Annotated in this window: 23 protein-coding genes; 12 read left to right on the top strand and 11 right to left on the bottom strand. The window is 62.5% G+C overall.

Annotation, left to right across the window (positions count from 1 at the left end; translation table 11 throughout):
- Positions 1–2: 2 nt before the first annotated feature.
- Genes EPJ54_RS08990 through EPJ54_RS08980 form a run of 3 tightly spaced genes read right to left on the bottom strand, consistent with a single transcriptional unit; the run spans position 3 to position 6,205 of the window.
- Entirely contained in the window at positions 3–3,443 is a 3,441-nt protein-coding gene (locus tag EPJ54_RS08990) for an efflux RND transporter permease subunit (protein WP_135211382.1), read from the bottom strand.
- A 51-nt stretch (positions 3,444–3,494) separates the two neighbouring features.
- Positions 3,495–4,784 (bottom strand): efflux RND transporter periplasmic adaptor subunit, encoded by a 1,290-nt coding sequence (locus tag EPJ54_RS08985; protein ID WP_135211381.1) that lies wholly within the window; start codon positions 4,782–4,784, stop codon positions 3,495–3,497.
- The gene (locus EPJ54_RS08980) at positions 4,781–6,205 is read right to left on the bottom strand and encodes an efflux transporter outer membrane subunit (protein ID WP_135211380.1); all 1,425 of its coding nucleotides are present in this window, start codon (positions 6,203–6,205) and stop codon (positions 4,781–4,783) included. Before EPJ54_RS08980 ends, EPJ54_RS08985 begins: the two co-directional genes overlap by 4 nt.
- Before the next feature lie 294 nt (positions 6,206–6,499).
- Between EPJ54_RS08980 and EPJ54_RS08975 the strand changes: the two genes are divergently transcribed.
- The 4 genes from EPJ54_RS08975 to phoB all read left to right on the top strand — a co-directional run bounded on the left by EPJ54_RS08975 (position 6,500) and on the right by phoB (position 10,273).
- Entirely contained in the window at positions 6,500–7,834 is a 1,335-nt protein-coding gene (locus EPJ54_RS08975; RefSeq protein ID WP_167755653.1) for an ATP-binding protein, read from the top strand.
- Positions 7,835–7,993: 159 nt separating this feature from the next.
- Positions 7,994–8,800 (top strand): phosphate ABC transporter ATP-binding protein PstB, encoded by an 807-nt coding sequence (pstB, locus tag EPJ54_RS08970; protein WP_167755712.1) that lies wholly within the window; start codon positions 7,994–7,996, stop codon positions 8,798–8,800.
- Positions 8,801–8,871: 71 nt separating this feature from the next.
- On the top strand, positions 8,872–9,564 hold the full coding sequence (gene phoU / locus EPJ54_RS08965; protein ID WP_135211378.1) for a phosphate signaling complex protein PhoU: 693 nt from the start codon (positions 8,872–8,874) through the stop codon (positions 9,562–9,564).
- Positions 9,565–9,574: 10 nt separating this feature from the next.
- Entirely contained in the window at positions 9,575–10,273 is a 699-nt protein-coding gene (phoB, locus tag EPJ54_RS08960) for a phosphate regulon transcriptional regulator PhoB (RefSeq protein WP_135211377.1), read from the top strand.
- Here phoB and EPJ54_RS08955 read toward each other — a convergent pair.
- From EPJ54_RS08955 to EPJ54_RS08945, 3 genes are read right to left on the bottom strand one after another with little or no spacing between them, the layout of a single operon-like run.
- Positions 10,270–11,172 (bottom strand): Hsp33 family molecular chaperone HslO, encoded by a 903-nt coding sequence (locus EPJ54_RS08955; RefSeq protein WP_135211376.1) that lies wholly within the window; start codon positions 11,170–11,172, stop codon positions 10,270–10,272. The genes phoB and EPJ54_RS08955 overlap by 4 nt on opposite strands.
- A 44-nt stretch (positions 11,173–11,216) precedes the next feature.
- The gene (gene argF, locus EPJ54_RS08950) at positions 11,217–12,149 is read right to left on the bottom strand and encodes an ornithine carbamoyltransferase (protein ID WP_135211375.1); all 933 of its coding nucleotides are present in this window, start codon (positions 12,147–12,149) and stop codon (positions 11,217–11,219) included.
- Entirely contained in the window at positions 12,146–13,339 is a 1,194-nt protein-coding gene (locus tag EPJ54_RS08945) for an aspartate aminotransferase family protein (RefSeq protein WP_135211374.1), read from the bottom strand. Before EPJ54_RS08945 ends, argF begins: the two co-directional genes overlap by 4 nt.
- 81 nt (positions 13,340–13,420) lie before the next feature.
- On the opposite strand from EPJ54_RS08945, the gene EPJ54_RS08940 reads away from it, so the two are divergent.
- Complete coding sequence (locus EPJ54_RS08940) at positions 13,421–14,431, top strand: alpha/beta hydrolase-fold protein (RefSeq protein ID WP_135211373.1); 1,011 nt, start codon at positions 13,421–13,423, stop codon at positions 14,429–14,431.
- On the opposite strand, the gene EPJ54_RS08935 is transcribed toward EPJ54_RS08940, so the two are convergent.
- Together EPJ54_RS08935 and EPJ54_RS08930 are read right to left on the bottom strand one after the other, a co-directional pair.
- On the bottom strand, positions 14,428–14,691 hold the full coding sequence (locus EPJ54_RS08935) for a hypothetical protein (protein WP_135211372.1): 264 nt from the start codon (positions 14,689–14,691) through the stop codon (positions 14,428–14,430). The two genes, EPJ54_RS08940 and EPJ54_RS08935, sit on opposite strands and share 4 nt — an antisense overlap.
- A gap of 3 nt (positions 14,692–14,694) precedes the next feature.
- The gene (locus EPJ54_RS08930; protein ID WP_239590836.1) at positions 14,695–15,456 is read right to left on the bottom strand and encodes an ABC transporter permease; all 762 of its coding nucleotides are present in this window, start codon (positions 15,454–15,456) and stop codon (positions 14,695–14,697) included.
- Between the two features lie 326 nt (positions 15,457–15,782).
- On the opposite strand from EPJ54_RS08930, the gene EPJ54_RS08925 reads away from it, so the two are divergent.
- The 7 genes from EPJ54_RS08925 (at position 15,783) to arsB (ending at position 19,872) form a co-directional block, all read left to right on the top strand.
- Positions 15,783–16,292, top strand: a complete 510-nt coding sequence (locus EPJ54_RS08925; RefSeq protein ID WP_135211370.1) for a GcrA family cell cycle regulator — start codon at positions 15,783–15,785, stop codon at positions 16,290–16,292.
- Positions 16,293–16,382: 90 nt separating this feature from the next.
- Positions 16,383–17,048 (top strand): spermine/spermidine synthase domain-containing protein, encoded by a 666-nt coding sequence (locus tag EPJ54_RS08920; protein ID WP_135211369.1) that lies wholly within the window; start codon positions 16,383–16,385, stop codon positions 17,046–17,048.
- 52 nt (positions 17,049–17,100) lie between these two features.
- The gene (locus EPJ54_RS08915; RefSeq protein WP_135211368.1) at positions 17,101–17,394 is read left to right on the top strand and encodes a putative quinol monooxygenase; all 294 of its coding nucleotides are present in this window, start codon (positions 17,101–17,103) and stop codon (positions 17,392–17,394) included.
- Between the two features lie 96 nt (positions 17,395–17,490).
- Positions 17,491–17,826 carry an ArsR/SmtB family transcription factor gene (locus tag EPJ54_RS08910; protein ID WP_135211367.1) on the top strand — a complete coding sequence of 112 codons (336 nt, stop codon included), beginning with the start codon at positions 17,491–17,493 and terminating at the stop codon, positions 17,824–17,826.
- A complete protein-coding gene (locus EPJ54_RS08905; protein WP_135211366.1) occupies positions 17,823–18,287 on the top strand; it encodes an ArsI/CadI family heavy metal resistance metalloenzyme in 465 nt (154 codons plus the stop codon). Before EPJ54_RS08910 ends, EPJ54_RS08905 begins: the two co-directional genes overlap by 4 nt.
- The gene (locus EPJ54_RS08900) at positions 18,284–18,799 is read left to right on the top strand and encodes an arsenate reductase ArsC (RefSeq protein WP_135211365.1); all 516 of its coding nucleotides are present in this window, start codon (positions 18,284–18,286) and stop codon (positions 18,797–18,799) included. Before EPJ54_RS08905 ends, EPJ54_RS08900 begins: the two co-directional genes overlap by 4 nt.
- 5 nt (positions 18,800–18,804) lie before the next feature.
- The gene (arsB, locus tag EPJ54_RS08895; RefSeq protein ID WP_135211364.1) at positions 18,805–19,872 is read left to right on the top strand and encodes an ACR3 family arsenite efflux transporter; all 1,068 of its coding nucleotides are present in this window, start codon (positions 18,805–18,807) and stop codon (positions 19,870–19,872) included.
- Here arsB and EPJ54_RS08890 read toward each other — a convergent pair.
- From EPJ54_RS08890 to carB, 3 genes are read right to left on the bottom strand one after another with little or no spacing between them, the layout of a single operon-like run.
- The gene (locus EPJ54_RS08890) at positions 19,835–20,842 is read right to left on the bottom strand and encodes a mitochondrial fission ELM1 family protein (RefSeq protein WP_135211363.1); all 1,008 of its coding nucleotides are present in this window, start codon (positions 20,840–20,842) and stop codon (positions 19,835–19,837) included. The two genes, arsB and EPJ54_RS08890, sit on opposite strands and share 38 nt — an antisense overlap.
- Before the next feature lie 25 nt (positions 20,843–20,867).
- A complete protein-coding gene (gene greA, locus EPJ54_RS08885) occupies positions 20,868–21,341 on the bottom strand; it encodes a transcription elongation factor GreA (RefSeq protein ID WP_135211362.1) in 474 nt (157 codons plus the stop codon).
- 58 nt (positions 21,342–21,399) lie between these two features.
- Positions 21,400–24,693, bottom strand: coding sequence for a carbamoyl-phosphate synthase large subunit (gene carB / locus EPJ54_RS08880; protein WP_135211361.1), 3,294 nt, complete (start codon positions 24,691–24,693; stop codon positions 21,400–21,402).
- Positions 24,694–24,822: the final 129 nt, after the last annotated feature.

The following is a 24,822-nucleotide window of genomic DNA, read 5'->3' as shown; positions in this document are numbered from 1 at the left end:
CCCTATTCGGCGGCGGCCAGTTTGCCGCGGCGCGAATAGAGGCGGGCATAGAAGCCGAACAGACCGCCGACGACCCGCTTGATATCGACCCCGATCATGTAGAAAGCGGGCGTCAGGATCAAGGTGGCGGGCATGCAAACCAACACGCCGAAGGCCAGCGAAAGCGCCATCGGCTTGAGGAATTGCACGATCGCGGCGTTCTCCAACAGCATCGGCGCCATGCCCACGAATTCCGTCACCGAGGTGAGGAAGATCTGACGGAAGCGCGAGACCGAAGCTTCGACAATGCCACGTTCGGCGCGCACGCGCATGATCTGGAACCCAGCTTGCTCGAGTTCGTCGGCGCGTTCCTTGTATTCGCCCGCGTCACTCTTGACCTTATCCACGCCGACGATCTCGACCGGACCACGTTGGAACCCGCTCTGCGCCGATTCCAGGATCATCTCCTCGTGTGGTTCGAGATCGGGCGCGATAGCGAGGTATTCAAACACGTCGCCATTCGGGCCGACGATCTCGTGCAGTTCGACCGGCTCGCCGTCTTCATCCACGGGCGTGATGGCGCCGGGGCGCTTCAGACGTAGGGCGAAGAAGCCACGGATCTGGTTGCAGCGATCGACCAGCACGACGTTGTCGTTCACGACCACGCCGATGGCGGCGATCACGCCCAGCCACGAGAACAGTGCGAAGCTCGTGTCAAAGATCAAGTGACCGACCGTGGCGCCGACGATGGCGAACGGAATGACCGAGAGGATCATCGCCGGTTGGGCGTAAGAGCGGAACGTCACCGCGAGCAGGAAGTAGATGCCCGCGAACGCCATCAGCATCAAAGTGCCGAGCTGGGCGAAGAATTCCGCCTGGCCTTCAGCTTCACCGATCGCGCGACGCGACACTGTCGAGAAGCGCGCCTCGAACTCGGGGAAATAATCGTTGTCCAGCGTGCGCATGATCTCTTGGCGCGCTTCGGCGTTGACGAGATCGGCGGTGACAAGGATCGAGCTCATGCGCTGACGGCGGTCGAGGCCGGTGACGCCTGGCGCGAACTCCCACGTGGCGACGGAAGCCAGCGGCACTTCACGGCCGTCATTGGTGCGCAGACGGAACGCGCCCAAGCTTTCCAGCGTGCGGCGATCGTCGCGGGGATAGCGGACATAGACGCGCACGTCGTCGCCTTCGCGCGGCAGGCGCTGCACTTCTTCGCCGAAATACGCTTGGCGCACTTGGCGCGTGACGTCGCTCAAGGTGATGCCAAGTTGGTCGGCGCCCGGCAGCATCGTGAAGCGAAGCTCTTCGATGGCTGCATCTTGGCTGTCGCGCACTGAGCTCACGCCGGCGAATTGCAGCAGGCGCGCTTTCAGATCTTCGACGGCAGCTTCGAGGTCTTCCTTGTTCTCGCCCATGAGCGCGAGTTCGATGGCCGGCGAGCCGCCGCCCGACAGCGAGAAGCTGATCTGATCCGCGTCCGGCACTTCGCCGAGCAGCTCTTCGAGACGCTCCGTGACTTGGCGCGAGCGCAGATCGGGGCGCGTCTCGGGCGGCGTGAGGCCGACATAGGCGCGGATCGAATTGTCTTCGATCGATTGGCTCCACGACCGCACGACGCCGCGCGACATGGCGCCCGTGTTTGGATCTTCGACCGCGTTCTCGGTTGTCTCTGATTCCAGCGCACGGCGAGCGGCGTCGAGCTGATCAGCAACTTGCTCCATGCGGGAGAAGGGTGTGGTCTGCGGCAGCTCGATCGACACCTGCATGAAGTCGCCTTCGACTTCCGGCATGAAGGTTTGCTTCACGCGACCCGACGCCATGAGGCCAATGGCCAGAATGGTAATGACGAGAAAGGCCGACCAGGTGAGGTAGCGCAGCTTCACAGCGCCCGTCACGAAGGGCTTGTGAATCGTTTGCGCGACCCAGATCACCGAATGCGCGCAGCGTTGCTGCAGGCGCATCAATTGGCTGCCGATGCCCGTGCCTTGCGGGTCGGGCTTTTTCACGTGCGCCAAGTGCGCCGGCAGGATGATCAAGCTTTCGATCAGCGAGAACACCAAAGTCGACATGACGACGATCGAGATCGCGCGTGTGAATTGCTGGACGTCGCCGCTCAGCAGCATCATCGGGCTGAACGCGATCATGGTCACGAACACGGAGGCGACCAGCGGCTTCAGCACCATTTGGGTGGCGAGGATCGACGCATCGGCGCCGGTATGGCCGCGCTCGGCCCTCTCGTAGATGGATTCACCGACGATAATGGCGTCATCGACCATGATGCCCAGCACGAGCAGGAAGCCGAACACGCTCATGAAATTCAGCGACACGCCGACATAGGGCAGGATGAAGAACGAGCCGGCGAAGGCCGTCATCACGCCGAGCGTCGCCCAGAACGCGACCTTCGGATGCAGCGTCAGCAACAGCAGCACGAAGATCAGGAAGAAGCCTTGGGCGGCGTTCGAGAAGAGGATGCCGAGCAGCGAGTTATAATCTTCGCTTTCGTTATAAATGGTCGTGATTTCGAGACCGGCCGGCAGTTCGGCGCGCATCTCGGTGAGCGCCTCTTGGACCGCGTCGTTGGTTTCCCAAATGTTGAAGGTGTCGGCCGTTTGCAGGGCGATGATGGCGGACGGGTCGCCATTCATGCGGGAATAGAGATTCACATCCTGGAAGCCGTCATTGACGGTCGCGACATCGCCGATGCGCACCGTGCCGCCATCTGGCGTTTGCCGAATGATCACGTTCTCGAAGTCGAGTTCTGAGTCCGCGAGATTGCGCGCCTGCAGCTGGAAATTGCCGTCTTCGGTGCGGACCGCGCCTGCGCCAGCGTTGAGCGAACTCGAACGCACGGCGCGCGCCACTTCGTCGAAGGTGAGGCCGTAGGCTTGCAGCGATGCTTCGGAGACTTCGATCGACACCTCGGGCGTGCGCACGCCGGTGACGATCGTGTTGGCGCCGCCGGGGAGCAACGACATGCGATCTCGCAAGCGCTCGGCCGTATCGCGCAATGTGCGTTCGTCAGTCGCGCCGTGGACACCGAGAATGATCGACCAATTACGACCGACTTCGCGCGCGACTTGGATTGGCTCCATGCCTGCAGGCAGACCCGCGATAGATTCCACGCGTGAGCGGACTTCTTCGGTGATGGCGTCAACATCCGAACCCGGATCGACGGCGATGCGCACCCAACCGAAGCCTTCTCCGGCGCGTGAGCGCACCCAATTGACGTTGTTGAGGTCGGCCGTGGCCTCCTCAACACGCACAATGACCTGCTGCTCCATGTCCTCCGGGCTGGCGCCCGGCCACACGGCTTGAATGAACACGCCGTCGCCGCGGCCAGCGGGGAAGAATTCCTTCTCCATCTTCTGGAAGGAGAGGAAGCCTGCCACGACGCAGAACAGCATCAGCAGATTGCCGGCGACGGGGTTGCGCCCCCACCAGGCGACGAGGCCCTTCAGCATAGGTCGTTCCTTTGCGGCTCCGCCGTCAGCGACGGAGCAAGTTCGGTTCGCTTACTCGCGAATTGGCAATTGCTCTTGGCCGGCGGCCGGCGCTTCGCTTTCGCCCGCGCGGTCGATTGGCGTAACCGCCATGCCTTCACGCGGCGAGGTCAACACGGAAACGACGACTCGCTCGCCATCCGCGACGCCCTCACGGAAAAGCACTTCGTCCGCCGTGGTTTGCGCGGCGCGCACCTGGCGGATGTCGATCGTGTTTTCCGGCGTGACGACATAGACGTATTCGTTGCGCTTCAGCGCGCTGCGCGGCGCGGCCACCATGGTTTCGCGGCTCGAACCTTCGAGGCGCGCGGAGACGAACATGCCCGGCGCCAGCGGCGCTGCATGGCGCGCATTAAACGGATCGCGCACTTCGACGACGCCATAGACGAGGCGCGTACGCGCATCGATGGATGCTTCGGTGCGCACGAGGCGGCCTTCCCAGCTGCGTTCACGACCGCCGGTGGCGCTCGTGACGTGCGCGACTGGGCCTGGATTGGCGGCGGTGGCGGTGAAGCCGACCGGAATGCGCATCGACGCCAAATCAGCGTCGGTGAGGGGGACGCGGACTTCCACCGCGTCGGTGGCGAACATCACGGCGACAGGCGAACCCGGGCCGACATAATCGCCGACATTGACGCGACGCTCGCGCATGCGGCCCGTGAAGGGCGCGCGGATGCTGGCGCGGTTGAGATCGAGTTCGGCCGAACGCAGCGCGGCTTGTGCGGCGGCGAGGCCGGCGCGCGCTTGCGCCAATTGCGGCTCACGCACGGCGAGCGGCGGCGCCTCGCCACGGCCAAGCGCTTGCCAATCTTGGCGGGCGAGTTCGGCTTCGGCTTCTTCACGCACCAAAGCCTCTTGCGCTTGCGCGACCTGCGCGCGCGCGCGCACGACCGCGAGTTCGTAATCGGCGCTATCGATGCGCGCGAGCACTTCGCCTTCGCGGAAGGCGCCGCCATCCACGAACGCTGGGCTCACCCATACGAGGCGGCCGGCGACTTGGGCTGCGAGCGTGGCTTCCGTGCGCGGGCGCACTTCGCCTTGCACGCCGATCGAGATTGTCGTCGGGCGCGCGTGCGCCACGGCGAATTGGATCGCCGGTGCGTGCGGGGCGTCGCCTTTTTCTTCGGGCTTGGGCGCTGTGATCATCATCAGCGCGAGCGCTGCGCCGCCGCCGACAATAACGACCAGCGGGGCTGCAAACACAGCCATGCGTTTGGCGGTGGAGAGCAAGCTTGCGCGTGGGGTCGCCACGTCATCGTCCGAACCCGAGTGCGCCTGCATATTCAGATCCATCATGTTCATGGCGTGATTTCCCGGTCTTCGTCGATGCCGCCCGTGCGGGCGCCGCCGCCGAGGGCGACGTGATAGGCAATGCGGTTGGAAACGCGATCGGCGCGTGCGGAGATAAGGCCGCGCTCGGCGTCGATGCGGCGTGTGTAAGCGTCGATCAGGTCGAACAACGTGGCGACGCCACGTGAATATTCGCGTTCGGCCAATTCTTGCGCGGCGCGCGCTTCGTCGGCGGCGATGGAGAATTGGCGTTCGCGCGTCTCAAGACTCGTGTCGGCGCTGATCGTGCCTTCGACCTCGCGCCAGGCGGCGATCGAGGTGCGCACGTAGCCAGCGGCGGCGGCGCGGCGATCGGCGACGCTGGCGCGCGATTCAGAAAGGAGCGCGCCGCCATTGAAGATCGGCATGGTGATGCCGCCGATCAGGTTCGACACCATGTTGGCGCTGTCGTCGATGTCGTTGATGCCTTCGCCCGTGCTGCCGGCGTTGGCGCGCAATGTGAGGCGCGGCAGCAGAGCGGCGCGCGCTTCGTGGATGCGGAAGCCGGCCGCGCGCATGCGGTTCTCGGAAGCGAGAACGTCGGGGCGACGCTCCAGCAGATCGGCGGGCGCACCAGCGGGGGCGATCGAAGCGAGCTGGGGCAGGTCGCCCTGCGCGCGCAGCGTACCATCCGGGTAGCGACCCATAATTTCTTGCAAGCGGCGCGACGCGATCAATAGGCCATCTTGTGCGCCAGCTTCGGCGGCGCGGGCAGAAGCGACTTGGCTGCGCGCTGTGCGTAGATTGAGCGATGAGGCGATGCCGGCGTCATAGCGGCGTTGCGTGAGATCGAGCGCGCGTTCGCGCGTTTGCAAATCTTCTTGCGCCAGCGCCAGCAATTGCTGCGCTTCGATCAGACTGACCCAAGCTTGCGCGGATTGACCAGCGATCGAGAGGCGCGCGCCGTAGAGATCTTCTTCGGCGGCGTCGGCGGTGAGATCGGACGCCATCGCGCGCGCGGTGAGGCGTCCCCAGAGATCGATCTCCCAAGAGGCGACGACGCTTGAGGTCATGAACTCGGTGCGCACGCGCGAGTTCGAACCGGCGATCGGCTCTTCGGTACGTGTGCCGTCCACGCCGACGCTGAGGCTCGGCAACAGATTGCCGCCGAACGCGCCGCGCGCGCGCCAACGGGCGGCGCGGTACTGCGCTTCAACGACTTGAAGGTCTGGGCTGCCGGCGAGCGCTTCGCGCGCCAGCGTCGACATCTCCTGCGAGTTGAGATCGTCCAGCCAAGTCACTGCGGGCGAGGCGGCGAGCTCGGCCGCGCGTTCGGCGCCGATGGCGTCTGCCGCCACGTAAGAGTCCGGCTCGGGCGGGAGGTTGCGGCCCGCGCACGAACCGGCCGCGGCCAACATGCCGAGCCCGATCAGGAGGCGCGCACCGTAATTCATTCTTTCCCTCGCAGCTGCCGGCTCTAGTCCCGGCCCTCTCGAAAGTCAATAAAAGAATATTGAAATTCGATAAGGTTTGTCGCCTTTCGGCGAGTTCACTTCCCCGTTCTCCGTCTAGGATGCCGGCCGCCTCCATTTTGGATGCGCTCGCCCGTGCGGCGCGACGAACGGGCGGATTCGTACGGCGAATGACGGGCCCTCCTGCCTCAATGACGTTCGAGATGGGCGGTTTCCGACAGGACGGACGCTTGCGTAGGGGCGCCGGCGCGGCCTAAGCCGGCCTAAGTCATGGTCATGGAAAGACTCACGCCATCGCGCTTGCGATGGGACCGAGCGCCGGCCTCGGCCTGGGCCGCTGGCGCGTTGGCGATTTTGCTGGTGCTGCTGGCGCTGGCGACCAACACGCCGGCGGCGCTGCTGATCCTGCTGGCGGTGGGGATCGCGTTCTGGGCCGGTCGCGAAGCGCGCCGCTTCATCATTGGCCCCGTCAGTGCTGATGATTCAATCGAACTCGTCGGCCTTGCCGAACTCGCGCCGCTGTTGGAGGCGCTGCCTGATCCGGCGCTCTTGATTGACGCCAGCATGCGCATCGTCAGCTCAAACGCAGCGGCGCGCCGACAGATGCAGTTCGAGGCGCGCGGGCAGTTTCTGACTTCAATTTTGCGCCACCCAGATGTGCTCGAAGCTGTGCAAGCGGCCGTGCACGACGGCGCCACGCGCGCGGTCGAATACGAACAGGCTTCGCAAGCGGGGCGCCATACACGCTGCTACGTAGCGCCAGTGAATTGGGGACCAGATCGCGCGGCGATGCTGGTTTTTCACGATCAGACCGCAAGAATCAGCACCGAGCGCATGCGCGCGGATTTCCTCGCCAATGCGAGCCACGAATTGCGCACGCCGCTCGCGTCGCTCTCTCTGCTGATCGAAACCATCGCCGGCCCCGCGCGTGACAACGCCGAGGATCGCGATCGCTTCTTAAAGATGATGCAGGTGCAGGCTGACCGCATGCGCCGGCTGATCGATGATCTGCTTTCGCTCTCGCGCATCGAACTCGATGAGCACGTGCCGCCATCTGATCGCGCCGATCTGGTCGTGGTCGGCCACGAGGTCGTGGACATGCTGAGCGGGGTGGCGCGCGAGCGTGGTGTTGAGCTGAAGCTCGACGCGCCGAGCACGCCGATCAAAGTGGTCGGCGAGCGCTTCCAGTTGACGCAAGTCGCGCAAAACCTGATCGACAACGCGATCAAATACACGCCAGAAGGCGGAATCGTGCGGATTGAGCTAGGCGTGAGCGGCGATCGTGAAGAGACGATCGCGCGGGCCGGCAAGCAATGGGATGAGGCCGGCCGGGTGGCGATGCTGACCCCGGCCTCTGTCGCCAACCGCTCGTACGCCTATATACGGGTGGAGGATGCTGGACCTGGCATCGCGATGCGGTTCTTGCCGCGCTTGGCCGAGCGCTTCTTCCGCGTCGAGCGGGAACTCGGCAACGAGCGCGGCGGCACTGGGCTCGGCCTCGCCATCGTTAAGCATATCGTCAACCGCCATCGCGGCGGGTTCTTGGTGGAAAGTCAGCCTGGGCGGGGCTCCGCGTTCGCCGCCTACGTGGAATTGGCAGGGGAGGACTGAGTCCTTGCATGGCCGTTTCACATCAGTGTCACGAAACCCGCCTAAGAGCGGGGCGCAAACGGGATGGATGAGTCCACGGTCCGGCAGGACCGCGCCTAGGGGTCTGACATGGAAGAGTTTTCGGCCGCCAATGCTGAGCGAGGCCAGATGCCGCCCAGCATGATGACGACCCCGACCGTGAAGGCTTCAGCCGGTTCGCTGGTTGGCGCGGCGACCAAGGTCAGCGCCCGCGACGTGCGCGTCTTCTACGGTGAGAAGCAGGCGCTGTTCGACGTCTCGCTCGACATTCCGGATCGCTCGGTCACGGCCTTCATCGGCCCGTCGGGCTGCGGCAAGACAACCTTCCTGCGCTGCATCAACCGGATGAACGACACGATCGATGGTTGCCGGGTCGAAGGCACGCTGCAGATCGAAGGCAAGGACGCCTACGGCAAGAACGTCGACCCGGTCGTGCTGCGCACGCGCGTCGGCATGGTGTTCCAGAAGCCGAACCCGTTCCCGAAATCGATCTACGAAAACGTGGCCTACGGCCCGCGCATCCACAACATGGCCAAGTCGAAGGCCGACATGGATGTGATCGTTGAAAAATCGCTGCGTCGCGCCGGCCTCTGGGAAGAGGTGAAGGATCGCTTGGCCCAGCCAGGCACCGGTCTCTCGGGCGGTCAGCAACAACGTCTCGTCATCGCGCGCACGGTTGCTGTGAACCCGGACGTGATCTTGATGGACGAGCCGTGCTCCGCGCTCGATCCGATCGCCACCGCGAAGATCGAAGAACTGATCGACGAGATGCGCGAGAATTATTGCATCATCATCGTCACGCACTCGATGGCGCAGGCCGCACGCGTGTCGCAGAAGACGGCCTTCTTCCACCTGGGCAAGCTGGTCGAAACCGGTCCGACCGAGGAGATTTTCACCAACCCGCGTGACTCGCGCACGCAGGATTACATCACCGGCCGGTTCGGTTAAGTCCGATGGCGGCGCCCAAGGCATCCAAGGGCGCTGCAGCGCCCGCACTGGCACGTCGAGTAAAGAGCAGCATGGCTGAGCATACTGTCAAAGCATTCACTGAAGAGCTCGACGCGCTGACCCAGGAGGTCGCGCGCATGGGTGGTTTGGCTGAAGCCGCCGTGAACGACAGCTTGGCTGCTGTTGTTCGCCGTGACACCGAATTGGCGCAGCTCGTGATGCAGCGCGACGCGCGCATCGATGCAGCGCAGCGCGAAGTCGAAAAGCGCGCGATCAAATTGTTCGCGCTACGCCAACCGATGGCCAGCGATCTGCGCGTCGTGCTGACAGCGTGGCGATGCGCCGGTGAGCTTGAGCGCGTCGGCGATCTCGCCAAGAACATCGCCAAGCGCGCTTTGGTGTTGAACCAATCCGAGCCGATCCAATTGGTTCGCAGCGTCGATCGCATGGGTAAGATCGCGGCCGATCATTTGAAGCAAGTGCTCGACGCCTACGCCAACAAGGACGTGCAGTCCGCGATCGGCGTCTGGAACAACGACGACAATATCGATGCGCACTACAATTCGCTCTTCCGCGAATTGCTCACATATATGATCGAAGACCCGCGGACGATCTCATCGTGCGCGCACTTGCTCTTCATCGCCAAAAACATTGAGCGCATCGGCGACCACGGCACCAATATCGCCGAATACATTCACTTCTTGGTCACTGGGGAAGAGATCGCGACGCAACGGCCGCGGGCCGAGGCGGAGACCGGCGATTAAGAGGCGCTGAATGGCTAAGGCTCCCCACGTTTTGGTCGTCGAGGACGAAGAAGCCCTCGCGCAATTGTTGAAGTACAATCTCGAGAAGGAAGGCTATCGCGTTTCCGTCGCCATGGATGGCGAGGAAGCTTTGGTGATCGCCGACGAGAGCAATCCTGATCTCGTTGTGCTCGATTGGATGCTGCCGAAGGCGCCGGGCATCGAAGTGTGCCGCCGTCTACGCGCGCGCCAGGAAACGCGCAACACCCCGATCGTGATGCTCACAGCGCGTGGCGAAGAGAGCGATCGCGTACGCGGCCTCGACATGGGCGCCGATGATTATATCACCAAGCCATTCGCGATGGGCGAGTTGCTTGCGCGCTTGCGCGCCGTGATGCGCCGCATTCGGCCGGGCTTGGCCGACGACAAAGTCACCTGCGGCGACATCATCATAGATCGCGTGGCGCACCGCGTGAAACGCGGGCAGCGCGAAGTGCATCTGGGTCCGACGGAATTCCGCATCCTCGACCACTTGATGCAGCATCCAGGCCGCGTGTTCAGTCGCGAACAATTGCTTGATGCGGTGTGGGGTTCGGACGTGTACGTCGAGGCCCGCACCGTTGACGTGCATATCGGCCGCTTGCGCAAGGCGCTGATGGTCGGTGAAGAGCACGACCCGATTCGCACCGTGCGCAGCGCAGGCTACGCGCTGGACATCGAAGCGGCTTAAGCGCCGACGGCTTTCGGATCGATCAAATACTCACGGGCGCAGAATTGGCAGCGCGCGTGCAATTGGCCGTCTGGCTCTATCAAGTGTTGCAACTCGTCCTTCGCGAACGTGCGCATCAAAGCCGTCAGCCGCTCCTCGTTGCAGGTGCATCGATCATCAAGCGGCGATGGATCCTCCATGCGCACGCCTTCCTCGTGGAAGAGGCGATAGAGTAAGCGATCAGTCAGCAGAGCGGGATCGATAAGCTCTTCGTCCTTCACAGTGCCGAAAAGCATCGAAGCGCGGCTCCAATCCTCACGCGTGTCGCCACGCGCATCATCGCTGGCGACGCGTTGGATAAGGATGCCGCCGGCGCGCCATGTGTTTTGACCATCCGCGCGCATGAGTTCGCCGACCGCGAGGCGAATGCCCGTATCGACTTGCTCCGACGTGCGGAAGTAATTCTCAGCGCAGCTCGCAAGCGTATCGCCGTTCAACGCAACGATGCCCTGGTACGGCGCAACGCCCGGTCCACGATCGAGCGTGAGGATGAGCGAGCCCGCGCCCAGCAATTCGGCGGGTGGAACGCGGTTGGCCTTCACTAGCTGTTCCGCAGCGCCCTCGGTCAAACGCGCATAGCCGCGCAAGCCGCCGCTCGAATGCTCGGCCACAAGCAACGGCACCAAGCCTTCGCCTTGGGCCTGCACCACCAAGCGACCCTCGATCTTCAACAACGAGCCAATTAACGCCGCCAACGTCAGTGCCTCGCCTAACAGCAGCGCGACTGGGCGCGGATAATCATGGCGGCACAGGATCGGATCGAGCGCGCCCGCCGCAATGCGCACAATGCGCCCGCGCACAGGCGCGTTATCCAGGCTGAAGCTGGCGATGAGATCGTCGGTGAGCGGTGCTTCGGTCATGAACGGCGAGAGATGGGGCTTCGCGCCACTTTAAGCAATCGCTCTTACAGCTTGCCCAAGCACCACATCAGCACAGCCTTCTGCGCGTGGATGCGGTTCTCGGCTTCGTCCCAGGCGCCGGATTGCGGGCCGTCGAGCACGGAATTCGTCACTTCCTCGCCCCGATGCGCCGGTAGGCAATGCAGGAACAGCGCGTCCTTCGCAGCGTGCGCCATCATCTCGTCGTTCACGGCGTAGGGCGGGAAGGCGGCCATGCGCGCGTCTTTATCCGTGTCGCCCATCGACACCCATGTATCGGTGACGACCACATCCGCGCCTGCGATCGCCGCTTTCGCGTCTGTCGTTACACTCACATCCGCGCCGGCCGCTTTCGCCGCCGCTACTTCTTGCGAACGCGCGGCGTAATTCGCGGGCGTCGCAATGCGGAGTTTGAAGTTCAGCTTCTCCGCCGCGTGAATGAACGAGGTGCAGACATTGTTGCCGTCGCCCAGCCAGGCGATCGTCTTGCCGGCGATGTCGCCCTGCGTTTCCTCGATCGTCATGATGTCGGCGATGATCTGGCAAGGGTGCGAGAGATCGGTCAGGCCATTGATCACCGGCACGTCGCTGGCTTCGGCGAAATCCAGAACGTCCTGGTGATTGTTGGCGCGGATCATCACCGCATCAACCATGCGCGACAGCACGCGCGCCGTATCTTGCACGGTTTCGCCACGGCCAAGCTGCGTGTCGTTGGCGCTCAGGATGATCGCCTTGCCGCCGAGCTGAATCATGCCGATCTCGAAGGAGACGCGCGTGCGCGTCGAGTTTTTCTGGAAGATCATCGCCAGCGCATGGCCATCGAGCGGGGCATCTTCGTCCGGCTTGGCTTTCGGCCAATCCAGGCGTGCGGCTTTGCGTGCGTGCGCTTCATCCACGATCGCGCGCAGATCTTCGCTCGAGAGCGCGGAAATGTCGAGGAAGTGGCGGACGTCGCTCATCCGTTCGATTGCGTCGCGTAAGCGGTGAGCACCGCGTCGATCGCATCCACGGCTTCGCGGATTTGCGTTTCGTCGATGATGAGCGGCGGCGCCAAGCGCAGCACGTTGTCACCGGCGACGCCGACCAGCACTTTGCGATCGCGCAACTTGCCCTGAATGTCCTTCGGATTGATCGTCAGCTTCACGCCGCGCAGCAAGCCCTTGCCGCGCACATCGACGACCAGATCCGGGTGGCGATCCTTCAAACCTTCGAGCGCTTGGCCGAGATGGTTGGCCATCAAATTCACGTGCTCGAGCAGCGCTGGCTTCGAGAGTTCGTCGTAGCACGCATTGCCGACAGCCATCGCCAACGGGTTGCCGCCGAATGTGGTGCCGTGGACGCCGACGACCATGCCTTTCGCTGCTTCCTTGGTCGCCAGAAACGCGCCCATTGGGAAGCCGCCGCCGACACCTTTAGCAACCGCCATGATGTCCGGCGTCACGCCTGACCATTCATGCGCCCACATCTTGCCGGTGCGACCAGCGCCCGATTGAACTTCGTCAAAGATGATCAGGAAGCCGGTCTCGTCGGCGAGCTTGCGCAAGCCGCGCAGAAATTCGTGCGGCACTTCGCGCACGCCGCCTTCGCCTTGCACCGGCTCGATGATCACAGCGGCCGTCGTCGGGCCGACGAGCTTCTTCACTTCGTCGAGATCGCCGTACGGCGCTTGGATGAAGCCGGGCAGGCGCGGGCCGAAGCCTTCGAGGTACGACGGATTGCCCGACGCATTCACCGCCGCATACGAGCGACCGTGGAACGAGCCTTGAAAGCCGATAATGTCGATGCGCTCAGGATGGCCGTTGGCGGTGTGATATTTGCGCGCCGTCTTCAGCGCGCCTTCGATCGCCTCGGTGCCCGAGTTGGTGAAGAACACGACGTCGGCGAAGCTGTCGCGCGTGTATTTCGCGGCGAGCTCTTCTTGGCCCTTCACCTTGAACATGTTCGAGGTGTGCCAGAGCTTGTTGGCTTGATCGGTCAACGCCTTAACCAGAACGGGCGGCGCATGGCCCAGCGCGTTCACCGCGATGCCGGCGATGCAATCCAAATATCGCTCGCCCTTATCGTCCCAAATCCAGCAGCCTTCACCGCGCTCGAAGTTTTGCTGCGGCGGCGAATAGACGGGAAGAATATGGCTTTCTGCGGCGCTCATTTTGGCTCTCAGAATTTGGGGAAGGCGCGGTTTTGAGCCGCGCCGCTTGCAAGGTCAACCCAGGCGTATCATCAACAATCGATGAGGCGAGATCATTCTCTACCGCGCGGCGAACTGCACCGCCTGCGTCACCAATCCGTCGTGCTGGAAGGCAACCCGCTGGGCGATCCGACCGACCGCGAATTGCACGTCTGGACGCCGCCCGGCTGGAGCGCGACCGAGCATCTGCCGATCATCGTCGATCTGACCGGCTATTGGGGCTGCGGCCTTGGCCACACCAATTGGAAGCCGGGCGGGGAGAACGTGCCGGAGCGGCTGGATCGGCTGGCGCATGAGGGCATGGCGCGCGCCGTGGTGGCGTTTCCGGATTGCTTCACGAAGCTCTACGGCAACCAATATCTGAACAGCGCCGGCTCCGGCCGCTACGCCGATTATGTCTGCGATGAAATCGTGCCGACCGTGGAAGTCCAATTCAATTGCGGCGGGCTAGGCCGCCGCGGCGTGTTCGGCAAATCCTCGGGCGGCTATGGCGCGGCCTGGCACGGGCTCAATCGTTCGGATTTCTGGAGCGCGATCGCAATCAATAGCGGCGACATGGGCTTCGACGCGCTCTTCATTCCGACGCTCTATGACGACGTCGATGCGCTCAGAAAGTTCGATTACTCGATCGAGAAATGGGTGCGCCACGTCGAGAGCCAGCCGAAGCTCAAAGACAAGGATCGCATGATCCTGATGGATCTCGCGCAAAGCGCTTTCTACGATCCCGACACCACGCAATTCCGCAACATGCGCCTACCGATGGACCCGCGCACCGGCGAACTCATTCCCGAGCGCTGGAACAATTGGATGAAGCACGATCCGGTCGTGATGTTCGACACGCTCGGCGAAAATCTGCGCAAGCTAAAGCTCATCTACATGGATTGCGGCTGGTCCGACCAATTCCGCATCCATTTCGGCATGCGCCGCTTCGCAGCGAAACTGAAAGCCGCCGGCATCGCCCATATCTACGAAGAATTCGACGACGACCACACCGACGTCGATTATCGCATGGACGTGTTCTTGCCGCTGCTGGCGAAAACGCTGAGCGCTTAACGCCGTTTGTGAAACGCGAGACCCAACGCGGAAACCACGCTCGCGAATACAAACCAGACGATGACGAGAAATAGCATCGCGTCCGTGTCGTCATCGCCGGTGTGGTCGATCCAGTAGAATTTAAGCGCCAGCCACAGCCAAATCATCAGCGCGAGAGGCGCCCCAGCGGCGAACGCCACGCCGCGCCATCCAAAACGCTGCGCCACAAAGAACAGCGCTGCCGCGATCGCCAATCCGAAAAGCGGCAGCGCAAAGCTCATTGCTCAACTCCGCAACCGATACCCGCTCTTCAGCATCGCCCAGCACGCCCAGCAGAGTGCAGCCGCAATGCCCAGCGACCAGAGCGCGCCTGTCACCAACGGTGCATCGTGATGGCCGATGAAGCCATAGCGGAAGCCGTCGATCAGGAAGAACACCGGGTTGAAGTGTGCGAACGTCTTGAACGGCTCGGGTAGCACGTCCGTCGAGTAGAACGTGCCGGAGAGGAATGTCAGCGGCACGACGATGAAATTCGTTACCGCTGCGATGTGATCGAACTTGTCCGACCAGATGCCGCCGATCAGGCCAATGGCGCCGAACATCACAGCAGCCACGACGCCGTAATAGATCGCCACCAGCGGATGCGCTGGCACGACGTTCGCCAGCCACGCAATCGCGATCAGGCTCACCGCGCCCACGAGGATGCCGCGCGCCGCAGCGCCGACAATAAACGCGATGGTTAGCTCCAGCGCCGAAAGCGGCGGCATCAGGAAGTCCACCGAATTGCCCTGCACCTTGGCGATCACGATCGACGACGACGAATTCTGAAACGCGTTCGACAGGATCGACATCATGACCAGGCCCGCCGCCAGGCCATCCGCGTAAGCGCGCTCAGAGCCCGGCCAATTGCCGTCCCGCAGCACCAGGCCAAACACCATCATGAAGAGAAGGGTCTGGATCAAAGGCGCGAACACAGTCTGCGCGCCCACTTTGAGGAAGCGCTTAATCTCGCGCGCCACGAGAGTTTGCAGCCCCAACCAATTCACAGATCCGTAGCGGCGGGAGCTCAACGGAGCTGTGGAGACCTGGGTGTCCATACCGAGAACGCGCCTTTCATAGATTCTTAATGAGTCTGAGTGCTCGTTAACCATGAGCAAAGGGCCAAGTGGCCGTTTGTATTGGAAATAGTGAGTCGGGGCTTGTGCATCAGCCCTGGGAGAAGCCGGTTGTGATTCCGTTAGTAACTTGGGGATAACACTAGTCCTAGTATATCCCCATATGTTGCAGACCTATTAGTTGACACTTTAGCGAAATGAGCGAATTTAGCCGCCACCCAAGTGAGAGCTTGGGCCATGGGCAAAGGGGCTTGAACATGGGTTGGAATGAAGAGCGCGTAGCGCTTCTACGCAAGCTGTGGGCAGAGGGGCTGTCCGCAAGCCAAATCGCTAAACAACTGGGCGGGGTCACCCGCAACGCCGTGATCGGTAAAGTGCACCGCCTTGGTTTGGCGGGCCGCGCGACACCGTCCCGCCCGGCGAAACGGCCGGTGCGTGCGGCTCGTCCGCGCGTGATCAGCCCGACTGCGCCGCGCCTGCGGCCGCCGTCGAGCCACCTGCCGACGGTCGTTATTCCGGATCTTGAGCCGATGAAGCTCGAGGATGGCAAGGCCGCCTCCGTGCTGACGCTCAACGAGAGCATGTGCAAATACCCAATTGGCGACCCGACCGACGTGAACTTCGCGTTCTGCGGCCGTGGCTCCAGTGGTGGCCCGTACTGCGCTGACCATGCGCGTCTGGCCTACCAGCCGAGCCAAGCCAAGAAGCGTCGCGCCGCGGGCGCGCCGGACGAGCTTCGCCGGATGATGCGCCTCTCTGCGATGTAAGTAGCTCAAAGCTGCACTTGAACGCCGCGATCGCAAGGTCGCGGCGTTTTTGTGTGGGCAATTGCCGGCGCCGCTAAGCTAGAAGGCGGCATGAAACCGCGCGAACTTCTCGGCACGGCCATCGTGCCCGGCGGCGAAGAGCTTCGCCTCTATCGTCGCGACGGCGATTTCATGATCGTGCTCGGCGGCAATGAGCTGATGAGCAGCCGCATGAGCGGCTCCGAAGAGGCGCTTGCTTTGATGACGTGCGAGCGTCTGCACGGGCGCGCGGCTCCGCATCTGTTGATCGGCGGTTACGGCATGGGCTTCACGTTGCGCGCCGCCCTAGGCGCTCTCGGCCCGAAAGCGCGCATCACGGTGGCGGAGCTTGTGCCCGAAATCCTCGATTGGGCGCGCGGCCCGATGGCCGCGCTCACCGCAAACGGCCTCGACGATCCGCGCGTCTCGTTGATCGTCGATGACGTCGCCTACGCCATCCGCGCCAGATCCAAAAGCTATGACGCCATCCTGCTCGACATCGACAACGGCCCCGAGGGCCTCACGCGCGCGGAGAACGATAGGCTCTATTCCGCGGGCGGGCTCGCCGCTGCGAAAGCCGCGCTGAAGCCCGGCGGCATTCTCGCCATCTGGTCAGCCGGGCCCGACACGAGCTTTACGCGCCGGCTTCGTCATGTCGGCTTCAAAGTCGAAGAGGACGAGGTGCGCGCCCGCGCAGGCAAAGGCGCACGCCACGTCATCTGGTTCGCGACCGCTTGATCATGCGCGCGCGCTGGCCGAAGCTTGCGCGCAAGACAAAGGGAGAAGCTCAATGATCGGTGTTATCGCGACCATGAAAGTGAAGCCGGATCAAACCGCGCCGTTTGAAGCGGCGATGCGCGAACTCGTGGCCGCCACACGCGCCAACGAGCCGGGCGTCACCACCTATCATTTCTGCCGCTCACAAAAAGAGCCGACCACCTACGTCGTCATGGAAATGTACGCCGACCAGGCCACACTCGACTCCCATATGGCCTCCGAATGGTTCCGCAACGCCGGCCCAAAGCTGATGCCGTGCCTGGCCGAGCGGCCCGTGCTCGAAAAATTTGATCCGCTGGAACCGTAAGGGCGCACCTCTCAATCATCTCACATTCGCCTGAACGCATGCGCTGACAGAGATCGCTTGCGCGACCAATAATTCGATGATACTGGAAATATCGAAATGAAAACTGATGACGCCGTCTCTGCGCTGGGTGCGCTTGCCAATGAGCATCGGCTCGCCGTGTTTCGCTTACTTGTGCAGGCGGGGCCGGAGGGGCGTGCGGCCGGCGTGATCGCCGAGAAGCTCGATCTGCCGGCGTCGTCACTTTCGTTTCACCTCGCGCATCTGACGCGTGCGGGGCTGATCCTGCAGCGGCGTGAGAGCCGTTCGCTGATCTATTCGGCTGACTTTGTCGCGATGAACGACCTTGTCGGCTTTCTCACTGAAAATTGCTGCGGCGGCGCGTCGTGCGCCCCGGCTGCGCAAGCCGCATCCAAGAAGAGGAGAGCGTCATGAAGCGCCTACACGTGCATGTTGGGGTGAACGATCTCGATCAATCGATCCAATTCTATTCGCATTTGTTCGCCGCCGAGCCGACGGTGAAAAAATCGGATTACGCCAAGTGGATGCTCGACGATCCGCGCGTGAATTTCGCGATCTCGTATCGTCCGGACGCGGGCGGCGTGCGCCACCTTGGCATCCAGGTGGAGAACCAGGGCGAGTTGCAAGAAGTGTATGCCCGCTTGAAGCAGGCTGATGGGCCGACTTTGGAAGAAGGCGAGACGACGTGTTGCTACGCCAAGTCCGAGAAGACTTGGATCGCTGACCCGCAAGGCGTCACCTGGGAGACATTCCTGACGACCGGTGAGGCAACGACTTACGGAGGCGGAGCCGAAGGCGCTGCGCCTGAATCACATGCAGCGACCAAACCACCTTCGCCGTGTTGCGCGCCGCGCCAGATGGAGAGCGCGGGATGAGTGCCAAAGCGCACCGGCCGTACAATGTGCTCTTCCTCTGCACCGGTAATTCCGCGCGTTCGATCATGGCGGAAGCGATTTTGCAGCGTATGGGCGCGGGCAAGTTCAACGCCTTCTCGGCTGGCTCACAGCCGAAAGGCGCCGTGAACCCGCACGCGCTGCATTTGCTGGAGCGCTTCAATTATAAGATCGATCAGTTTCGCTCGAAATCCTGGGACGAGTTCGCGCAAGCTGGCGCGCCGCCGCTCGATTTCGTCTTCACCGTTTGCGACAATGCGGCCGGCGAAGTGTGTCCGATCTGGCCCGGTCAGCCGATGAGCGCGCATTGGGGCGTGCCTGATCCGCCCGCGGTGGAAGGCTCTGAAGCGGAAGTCGCGGCGGCGTTTCTCGATGCGTACGGGCGCCTCAGCAATCGCATCGAGATTTTCGTGAACTTGCCGATCGCGAGCCTCGATCGCATGACGCTGCAAAAGCGGATCAACGACATCGGCAAGTCACAAGACGATGCATAGAAGCGATGTCGATATTTGAGCGCTATCTCACGCTCTGGGTTGGCTGCTGCATGGCGGCGGGCATCGCGCTTGGCCAGCTTTTTCCGCAACCTTTTGCGCAACTCGCGGCGCTTGAAGTGGCGCGTGTGAATATACCGGTGGCTGGTCTTATCTGGCTGATGATTATCCCGATGTTGGCGAAAATCGATTTCGCTGCGTTGCGTGAAGTTGGAAAATACTGGCGCGGCATCGGCGTCACGCTCTTTGTCAACTGGGCGGTGAAGCCGTTCTCGATGGCGCTGTTGGGTTGGCTCTTCATCGGCCATATTTTTCGTGACTATCTGCCTGCGGATCAGGTCAATTCCTACATCGCGGGGCTGATCATCCTGGCGGCCGCGCCATGCACGGCAATGGTCTTTGTCTGGTCCAATCTCACCAAGGGCGAACCGCACTTCACGCTGAGCCAAGTGGCGCTCAACGATGCGATAATGATCGTGGCCTTCGCGCCGATCGTTGCGTTGCTGCTCGGGCTTTCCGCAATCACCGTGCCCTGGGAGACCTTGGCGCTCTCAGTGGCGCTTTATATTTTGGCGCCAGTGATTATAGGCCAAGTGCTGCGTCGTCTCGCTTTGCGATCGGGTGGCGAGCCTGCGCTTTCACGGCTCTTGGCCATTCTTCAGCCGTTGTCGCTAATGGCGCTCTTGGCCACGTTGGTGCTGCTGTTCGCCTTTCAAGGTGAACAAATCATCGCGCAGCCTTTGATTATCGCACTTCTTGCGGCGCCGATCCTCATACAGGTCTATTTCAATTCCGGTCTCGCTTATCTGCTCAATCGCTGGAGCGGTGAGGCGCATTGCGTTGCGGGGCCATCGGCGTTGATAGGCGCTAGCAATTTTTTCGAACTGGCAGTCGCTGCCGCGATTAGCCTTTTCGGTCTCAACTCGGGCGCTGCGCTTGCTACAATCGTCGGTGTGCTTGTGGAAGTGCCTGTGATGTTGTCGGTCGTTTACATCGTGAACCGCAGCAAGACTTGGTACGAACGCGGTTCGCGCAAAGCTACCGCGCAGCGCCTTGGCGGGCGGCCCAGGCGGTGAGCACGGCGGCGGCGACGCGGTCGGTTTCCAAGAGCGGCGGGTAGGACCAGCTTTCGAGTACGCCGGTGAAGCGTCGCGAACAGCCGCGGCGCGCGAGACTGCGATGGAAGCCATCCAGTTTGCCGCCGCTGCCATCGACGTCGAGTACGTGGATCGGCTTTGCAGTCGCGGCCGCTTCGGTCGCCATGTTCACGCTGTCGGCGGTGACGAAGATGTGGTCGGCCGAACCCAGCATCGCGAAATACGGGTTCACGCCTTCGGTTTCGTAGAATACGGCGCAATGCGGTGCGAGATAGGTGCGGAATTGCATGCGCGCGGCATCGCCGGTGCGACGCGAGAGCGTCACCATCAACGAGCCGCCGGTTTCGCGCTGCACTTTGACGAGCGCGTCAGAAATTTCGCGCGCGCGTTTGGCGGAGATGTTCTGACGTTTCGACTTGCCGCCGATCAAAACTGCAAAGCGCGGGCCGGGCAATTCATCGAGGGATTGCGGATAGTCGAGCACAGCTTGATCGAGCCGATCGGGCGTCACGCGATGGCACGCGCCAACTGTGGAGAGCACATTCGCGCCTTCGAGCTGATCGTGCACGGGCGGGGCGACCACATCGAACTCGCGCGGGTTCACACGCGGATCTTGCAGCTGCACCACGAAGGTTTTGCCGTTCGACCATTGCTTCACACCGAGTGCGAACGGGATCGAAGCGCGGCCGCAGCCGACGAAGATATCGGGCCAGGGCGGATCGATAGGATCTGCGCCGACTGAAAGCGCATGGCGCGGCGCCGGGACGAAGCCGGGGGGAAACCACGACCAGGGCGTGCGCAGGCCGATGCGTTTGGTTGTGATGAGCGTCGGCGCGCGGCGCGCAATGGCTTCCGCGAGGCCCAGCGCCTGGTTCTCGATCCCGGCGCGGCCATCGGTGACGACCCAAATCTTGATGGGCTCGGCGGGCTGGAAGCCGACGCTTCTCATCGGTCCAGCTCCGCCCGATCCAGGCTCAGAGGTACTTCACCTTGACGATCTCGTACGACTTGGCGCCGCCTGGGGCCATGACCTCGATGACGTCGCCCTCTTCCTTGCCGATGAGCGCACGCGCGATCGGGGAGGTGACCGAGATTTTGCCTTGGCTCACGTCGGACTCGTCTTCGCCGACGATCTTGTACTTTGATTTCGCACCAGAATCTTCGTCGATCAGGTTCACGGTCGCGCCGAACTTGATCTGTTTGCCGGACAGCTTCGACACATCGATGATCTGCGAGCGGGCGATCTTGTCCTCGATTTCGGCCACGCGCGTCTCGATGAACGCCTGGCGATCTTTCGCGGCGTGGTATTCGGCGTTCTCTGAAAGGTCGCCGTGGGCGCGCGCTTCCGCGATCGCCTGGATCACCGAGGGGCGCTCTTCCGTCTTAAGACGCTTCAGCTCTGCGTCGAGGGCAGCATAACCCTCGGCGGTCATTGGAATTTTTTCCATGGGTGTGTGTATTTAGTCCGTCTAGGAAAGGGAAATTTGTATCCGCTCCGGCCCCACGTCAAGCATAGGCCTGGAGCGCTCGAACGCCTAGGGGCGCGCCCGTCTTCAAGAGCCGGATGGCCTGGATCGAGGCACGGGCGCCCGACACAGTCGTATAATAGGGAATGTTCTGCGTCAGGGCAGTACGGCGGATCGAATAGCTGTCCCGGTAGGATTGGGCGCCTTCGGTTGTGTTGAAGACAAGCTGCACGCCGCCATTCTTCATGACATCGACGATGTGCGGACGGCCCTCGGCCACTTTATTCACGCGCTCGATGTCCAGGCCCTCGGCTTTGAGGCGATCGGCGGTGCCGCCGGTGGCCAGCACGCGAAAGCCGAGCGCGATCAGGTCGCGCGCGACCGGGACGATCGCCGGCTTGTCGCTGTCCTTCACCGAGATGAACACCGCGCCTTCGGTTGGCAGCACCGTGCCCGACGCAATCTGGCTCTTGGCGAAGGCGGCGGCGAAATTGGCGTCGAGACCCATGACTTCGCCGGTCGAACGCATTTCTGGGCCGAGCACGGGATCGACGCCGGGGAAGCGCGCGAACGGGAAGACGGCTTCCTTCACCGCGACATGGCCCTTGGATGGGCGATCAAGCTTGAGCTCGCTGAGCTTCACGCCGGCCATCACCTTTGCGGCGGCGGCGGCGATCGGGCGATTGATGGCCTTGGCCACAAACGGCGCGGTGCGCGAGGCGCGCGGGTTGGCTTCGAGAATGAAGATTTCGCCGTCCTTGATCGCGAACTGAATGTTGATCAGGCCGCGCACATCAAGTGCGAGCGCGAGTTTCTTGGTCTCTTCTTCGATCTGGTCGACGATTTTCTTATCCAGCGAATAGGGCGGCAGCGCGCAGGCGCTATCGCCCGAGTGCACGCCCGCTTCTTCGATGTGCTCCATCACACCCGCGACGAACACTTCTTCGCCGTCGCAGATGGCGTCGACATCGACTTCGATCGCGTCGCGCAGATAGCGATCCACGAGCAACGGACGCTTATCGCTGACGACGAGTTCGCTCGGGCCGCCGAGGGCGCGCGAGATTTGCGCGACATAGCCTTCGAGCTCTTCCTCCGTGTGCACGATGCGCATGGCGAGCCCGCCGAGCACGTAAGATGGACGCAACATTACCGGATAGCCGATCTTGCCGGCGGCGGCGCGCGCGGCGTCGAGCGAGCCAGCGATGGTGTTTTCCGGTTGCTTTAGGCCGATCTTGCGCAACAGGGCCTGGAAGCGATCGCGGTCTTCGGCCAGGTCAATCGCATCGACGCTGGTGCCAAGGATCGGCGCGCCTTCGTCGGCGAGCGGCTGCGCGAGCTTCAGCGGCGTTTGCCCGCCGAATTGCACGATCAAGCCTTCGACCGTGCCGCGCGTTTTTTCCGTGTCGACGATTTCCAGCACGTCTTCGGTAGTGAGCGGTTCGAAATAAAGGCGGTCGGACGTGTCGTAATCCGTGCTCACTGTTTCCGGGTTGCAATTGACCATGATCGATTCAACGCCGATCTCGGCGCACGCGAATGCGGCGTGGCAGCAGCAATAATCGAACTCGATGCCTTGTCCGATGCGGTTCGGACCGCCGCCGAGAATGATGATCTTGTTGCGATCGCTCGGATCAGCTTCACAATCGGGCGCGGCTTGTTCGCCTTTGAGATTGAAGGCGCCGATCTCGTAGGTGGAATACATGTACGGCGTCGTCGCGCGGAATTCGGCGGCGCAGCTGTCGATGCGCTTGAATTGCGGACGCACACCCAGCTTGCGACGCGCGGCGCGGACGTCGCGTTCGCGCTGGCCGGTGAGCTTGGCGAGACGCGCGTCGGAGAAGCCTTGCGCTTTGAGCGCGCGGAAACTCACGGCGTCTTTCGGCAGACCGTTGGCGCGGATATCGGCTTCCTTCGCGATGATTTCGGCGATTTGGCGCACGAACCACGGATCGAAATGCGACGCCGCGCAAATTTCTTCAACGCTCAAACCGCGGCGCAGCGCTTCGGCGCACACCAGCAAACGATCCGCTTTCGGCGTGACCAAGCGCGCACGCACGGCCGCGCGGCCATTGTCTTCGTCGCTCGCGCCTTCGATCTGAATTTCGTCCAGGCCAACCAAGCCGGTGTCGAGCGAACGCAGCGCTTTTTGCAAGCTCTCTTGGAAGGTGCGGCCGACGGCCATCGCTTCACCGACGCTCTTCATGCTCGTCGTCAGCGTCGTGTCGCTGCCGGCAAAGCGCTCAAACGCGAAGCGCGGAATTTTGGTGACGACGTAATCGATCGTCGGCTCGAACGAGGCGGGCATCGCGCCGCCGGTGATGTCGTTGGCGATTTCGTCCAGCGTGTAGCCGATGGCGCACTTGGCCGCGACCTTGGCGATCGGAAAGCCGGTGGCCTTCGACGCAAGCGCCGATGAGCGCGACACGCGCGGGTTCATCTCGATGACGACCATGCGCCCATCGCGTGGGTTCACCGCGAATTGAACATTAGAACCGCCGGTTTCGACGCCGATCTCACGCAACACCGCGATCGAAGCGTTGCGCATGCGTTGGTATTCGCGATCGGTCAGCGTGAGCGCCGGCGCGACGGTGATCGAGTCCCCGGTGTGTACGCCCATCGGATCGATATTTTCGATCGAGCAGACGATGATGCAATTGTCCGCCTTATCGCGGACGACTTCCATCTCGTACTCTTTCCAGCCGATGATCGACTCTTCGACCAGAATTTCGCTGATCGGCGAGGCCGCCAAGCCACGCTCGACGATTTCCTTGAACTCCTCCAGATTGTAAGCGACGCCGCCGCCCAAACCGCCAAGCGTCAGCGACGGGCGAATGATTGACGGCAGCTGCACGTGCTCAAGTGCGGCGAGCGCTTCGTCCATCGTGTTGCAAAGGCGCGAGCGCGGACTCTCGAGCCCGATCTTGTCCATCGCATCGCGGAATTTCATCCGGTGCTCGGCCTTCTCGATCACGTCGGCATTGGCGCCGATCATCTCGACGCCGTGCTTCTTCAAGACGCCGGTGCGCTCCAGCGTCAGCGCGCAATTGAGCGCGGTCTGGCCGCCCATCGTCGGCAGGATCGCGTCCGGCTTTTCCTTCTCGATGATCTTTTCGACCATCTCCGGCGTGATCGGCTCGATATAGGTGGCGTGCGCCAGGCCCGGATCGGTCATGATCGTGGCCGGGTTCGAATTGACGAGGATGACGCGATAGCCCTCGGCCTTCAGCACCTTCACCGCTTGCACGCCGGAATAATCGAACTCGCACGCCTGGCCGATAATGATCGGCCCCGCGCCGATGATCAGGATCGAGGAGATGTCGGTACGTTTTGGCATGCGTCTCCGCCCGCGTTTGCGGCGTCAGAATCGATCCAGAAAGGGGATCGCGCGCTCTTAACGGCATGGGCCGGGCGCGGCAAGCCTAACGCCTGAAAACCACGATTCTGATTGCAACCTAACCGGGCG

This window comes from Vitreimonas flagellata (assembly GCF_004634425.1).
In the GTDB taxonomy this organism is placed as follows: domain Bacteria; phylum Pseudomonadota; class Alphaproteobacteria; order Caulobacterales; family Aquidulcibacteraceae; genus Vitreimonas; species Vitreimonas flagellata.
The sequence above is the reverse complement of the archived record's forward strand: the minus strand, read 5'-3'. Positions and strand labels throughout refer to the sequence as shown.

Bases quoted from the DNA above. Each gene is read 5' to 3' on its own strand.
- EPJ54_RS08990 (WP_135211382.1), bottom strand. From the start codon at position 3,443: ATGCTGAAGGGCCTCGTCGCCTGGTGGGGGCGCAACCCCGTCGCCGGC.
- EPJ54_RS08985 (WP_135211381.1), bottom strand. From the start codon at position 4,784: ATGAACATGATGGATCTGAATATGCAGGCGCACTCGGGTTCGGACGAT.
- EPJ54_RS08980 (WP_135211380.1), bottom strand. From the start codon at position 6,205: ATGAATTACGGTGCGCGCCTCCTGATCGGGCTCGGCATGTTGGCCGCG.
- EPJ54_RS08975 (WP_167755653.1), top strand. From the start codon at position 6,500: ATGGAAAGACTCACGCCATCGCGCTTGCGATGGGACCGAGCGCCGGCC.
- pstB (WP_167755712.1), top strand. From the start codon at position 7,994: ATGATGACGACCCCGACCGTGAAGGCTTCAGCCGGTTCGCTGGTTGGC.
- phoU (WP_135211378.1), top strand. From the start codon at position 8,872: ATGGCTGAGCATACTGTCAAAGCATTCACTGAAGAGCTCGACGCGCTG.
- phoB (WP_135211377.1), top strand. From the start codon at position 9,575: ATGGCTAAGGCTCCCCACGTTTTGGTCGTCGAGGACGAAGAAGCCCTC.
- EPJ54_RS08955 (WP_135211376.1), bottom strand. From the start codon at position 11,172: ATGACCGAAGCACCGCTCACCGACGATCTCATCGCCAGCTTCAGCCTG.
- argF (WP_135211375.1), bottom strand. From the start codon at position 12,149: ATGAGCGACGTCCGCCACTTCCTCGACATTTCCGCGCTCTCGAGCGAA.
- EPJ54_RS08945 (WP_135211374.1), bottom strand. From the start codon at position 13,339: ATGAGCGCCGCAGAAAGCCATATTCTTCCCGTCTATTCGCCGCCGCAG.
- EPJ54_RS08940 (WP_135211373.1), top strand. From the start codon at position 13,421: ATGAGGCGAGATCATTCTCTACCGCGCGGCGAACTGCACCGCCTGCGT.
- EPJ54_RS08935 (WP_135211372.1), bottom strand. From the start codon at position 14,691: ATGAGCTTTGCGCTGCCGCTTTTCGGATTGGCGATCGCGGCAGCGCTG.
- EPJ54_RS08925 (WP_135211370.1), top strand. From the start codon at position 15,783: ATGGGTTGGAATGAAGAGCGCGTAGCGCTTCTACGCAAGCTGTGGGCA.
- EPJ54_RS08920 (WP_135211369.1), top strand. From the start codon at position 16,383: ATGAAACCGCGCGAACTTCTCGGCACGGCCATCGTGCCCGGCGGCGAA.
- EPJ54_RS08915 (WP_135211368.1), top strand. From the start codon at position 17,101: ATGATCGGTGTTATCGCGACCATGAAAGTGAAGCCGGATCAAACCGCG.
- EPJ54_RS08910 (WP_135211367.1), top strand. From the start codon at position 17,491: ATGAAAACTGATGACGCCGTCTCTGCGCTGGGTGCGCTTGCCAATGAG.
- EPJ54_RS08905 (WP_135211366.1), top strand. From the start codon at position 17,823: ATGAAGCGCCTACACGTGCATGTTGGGGTGAACGATCTCGATCAATCG.
- EPJ54_RS08900 (WP_135211365.1), top strand. From the start codon at position 18,284: ATGAGTGCCAAAGCGCACCGGCCGTACAATGTGCTCTTCCTCTGCACC.
- arsB (WP_135211364.1), top strand. From the start codon at position 18,805: ATGTCGATATTTGAGCGCTATCTCACGCTCTGGGTTGGCTGCTGCATG.
- EPJ54_RS08890 (WP_135211363.1), bottom strand. From the start codon at position 20,842: ATGAGAAGCGTCGGCTTCCAGCCCGCCGAGCCCATCAAGATTTGGGTC.
- greA (WP_135211362.1), bottom strand. From the start codon at position 21,341: ATGGAAAAAATTCCAATGACCGCCGAGGGTTATGCTGCCCTCGACGCA.
- carB (WP_135211361.1), bottom strand. From the start codon at position 24,693: ATGCCAAAACGTACCGACATCTCCTCGATCCTGATCATCGGCGCGGGG.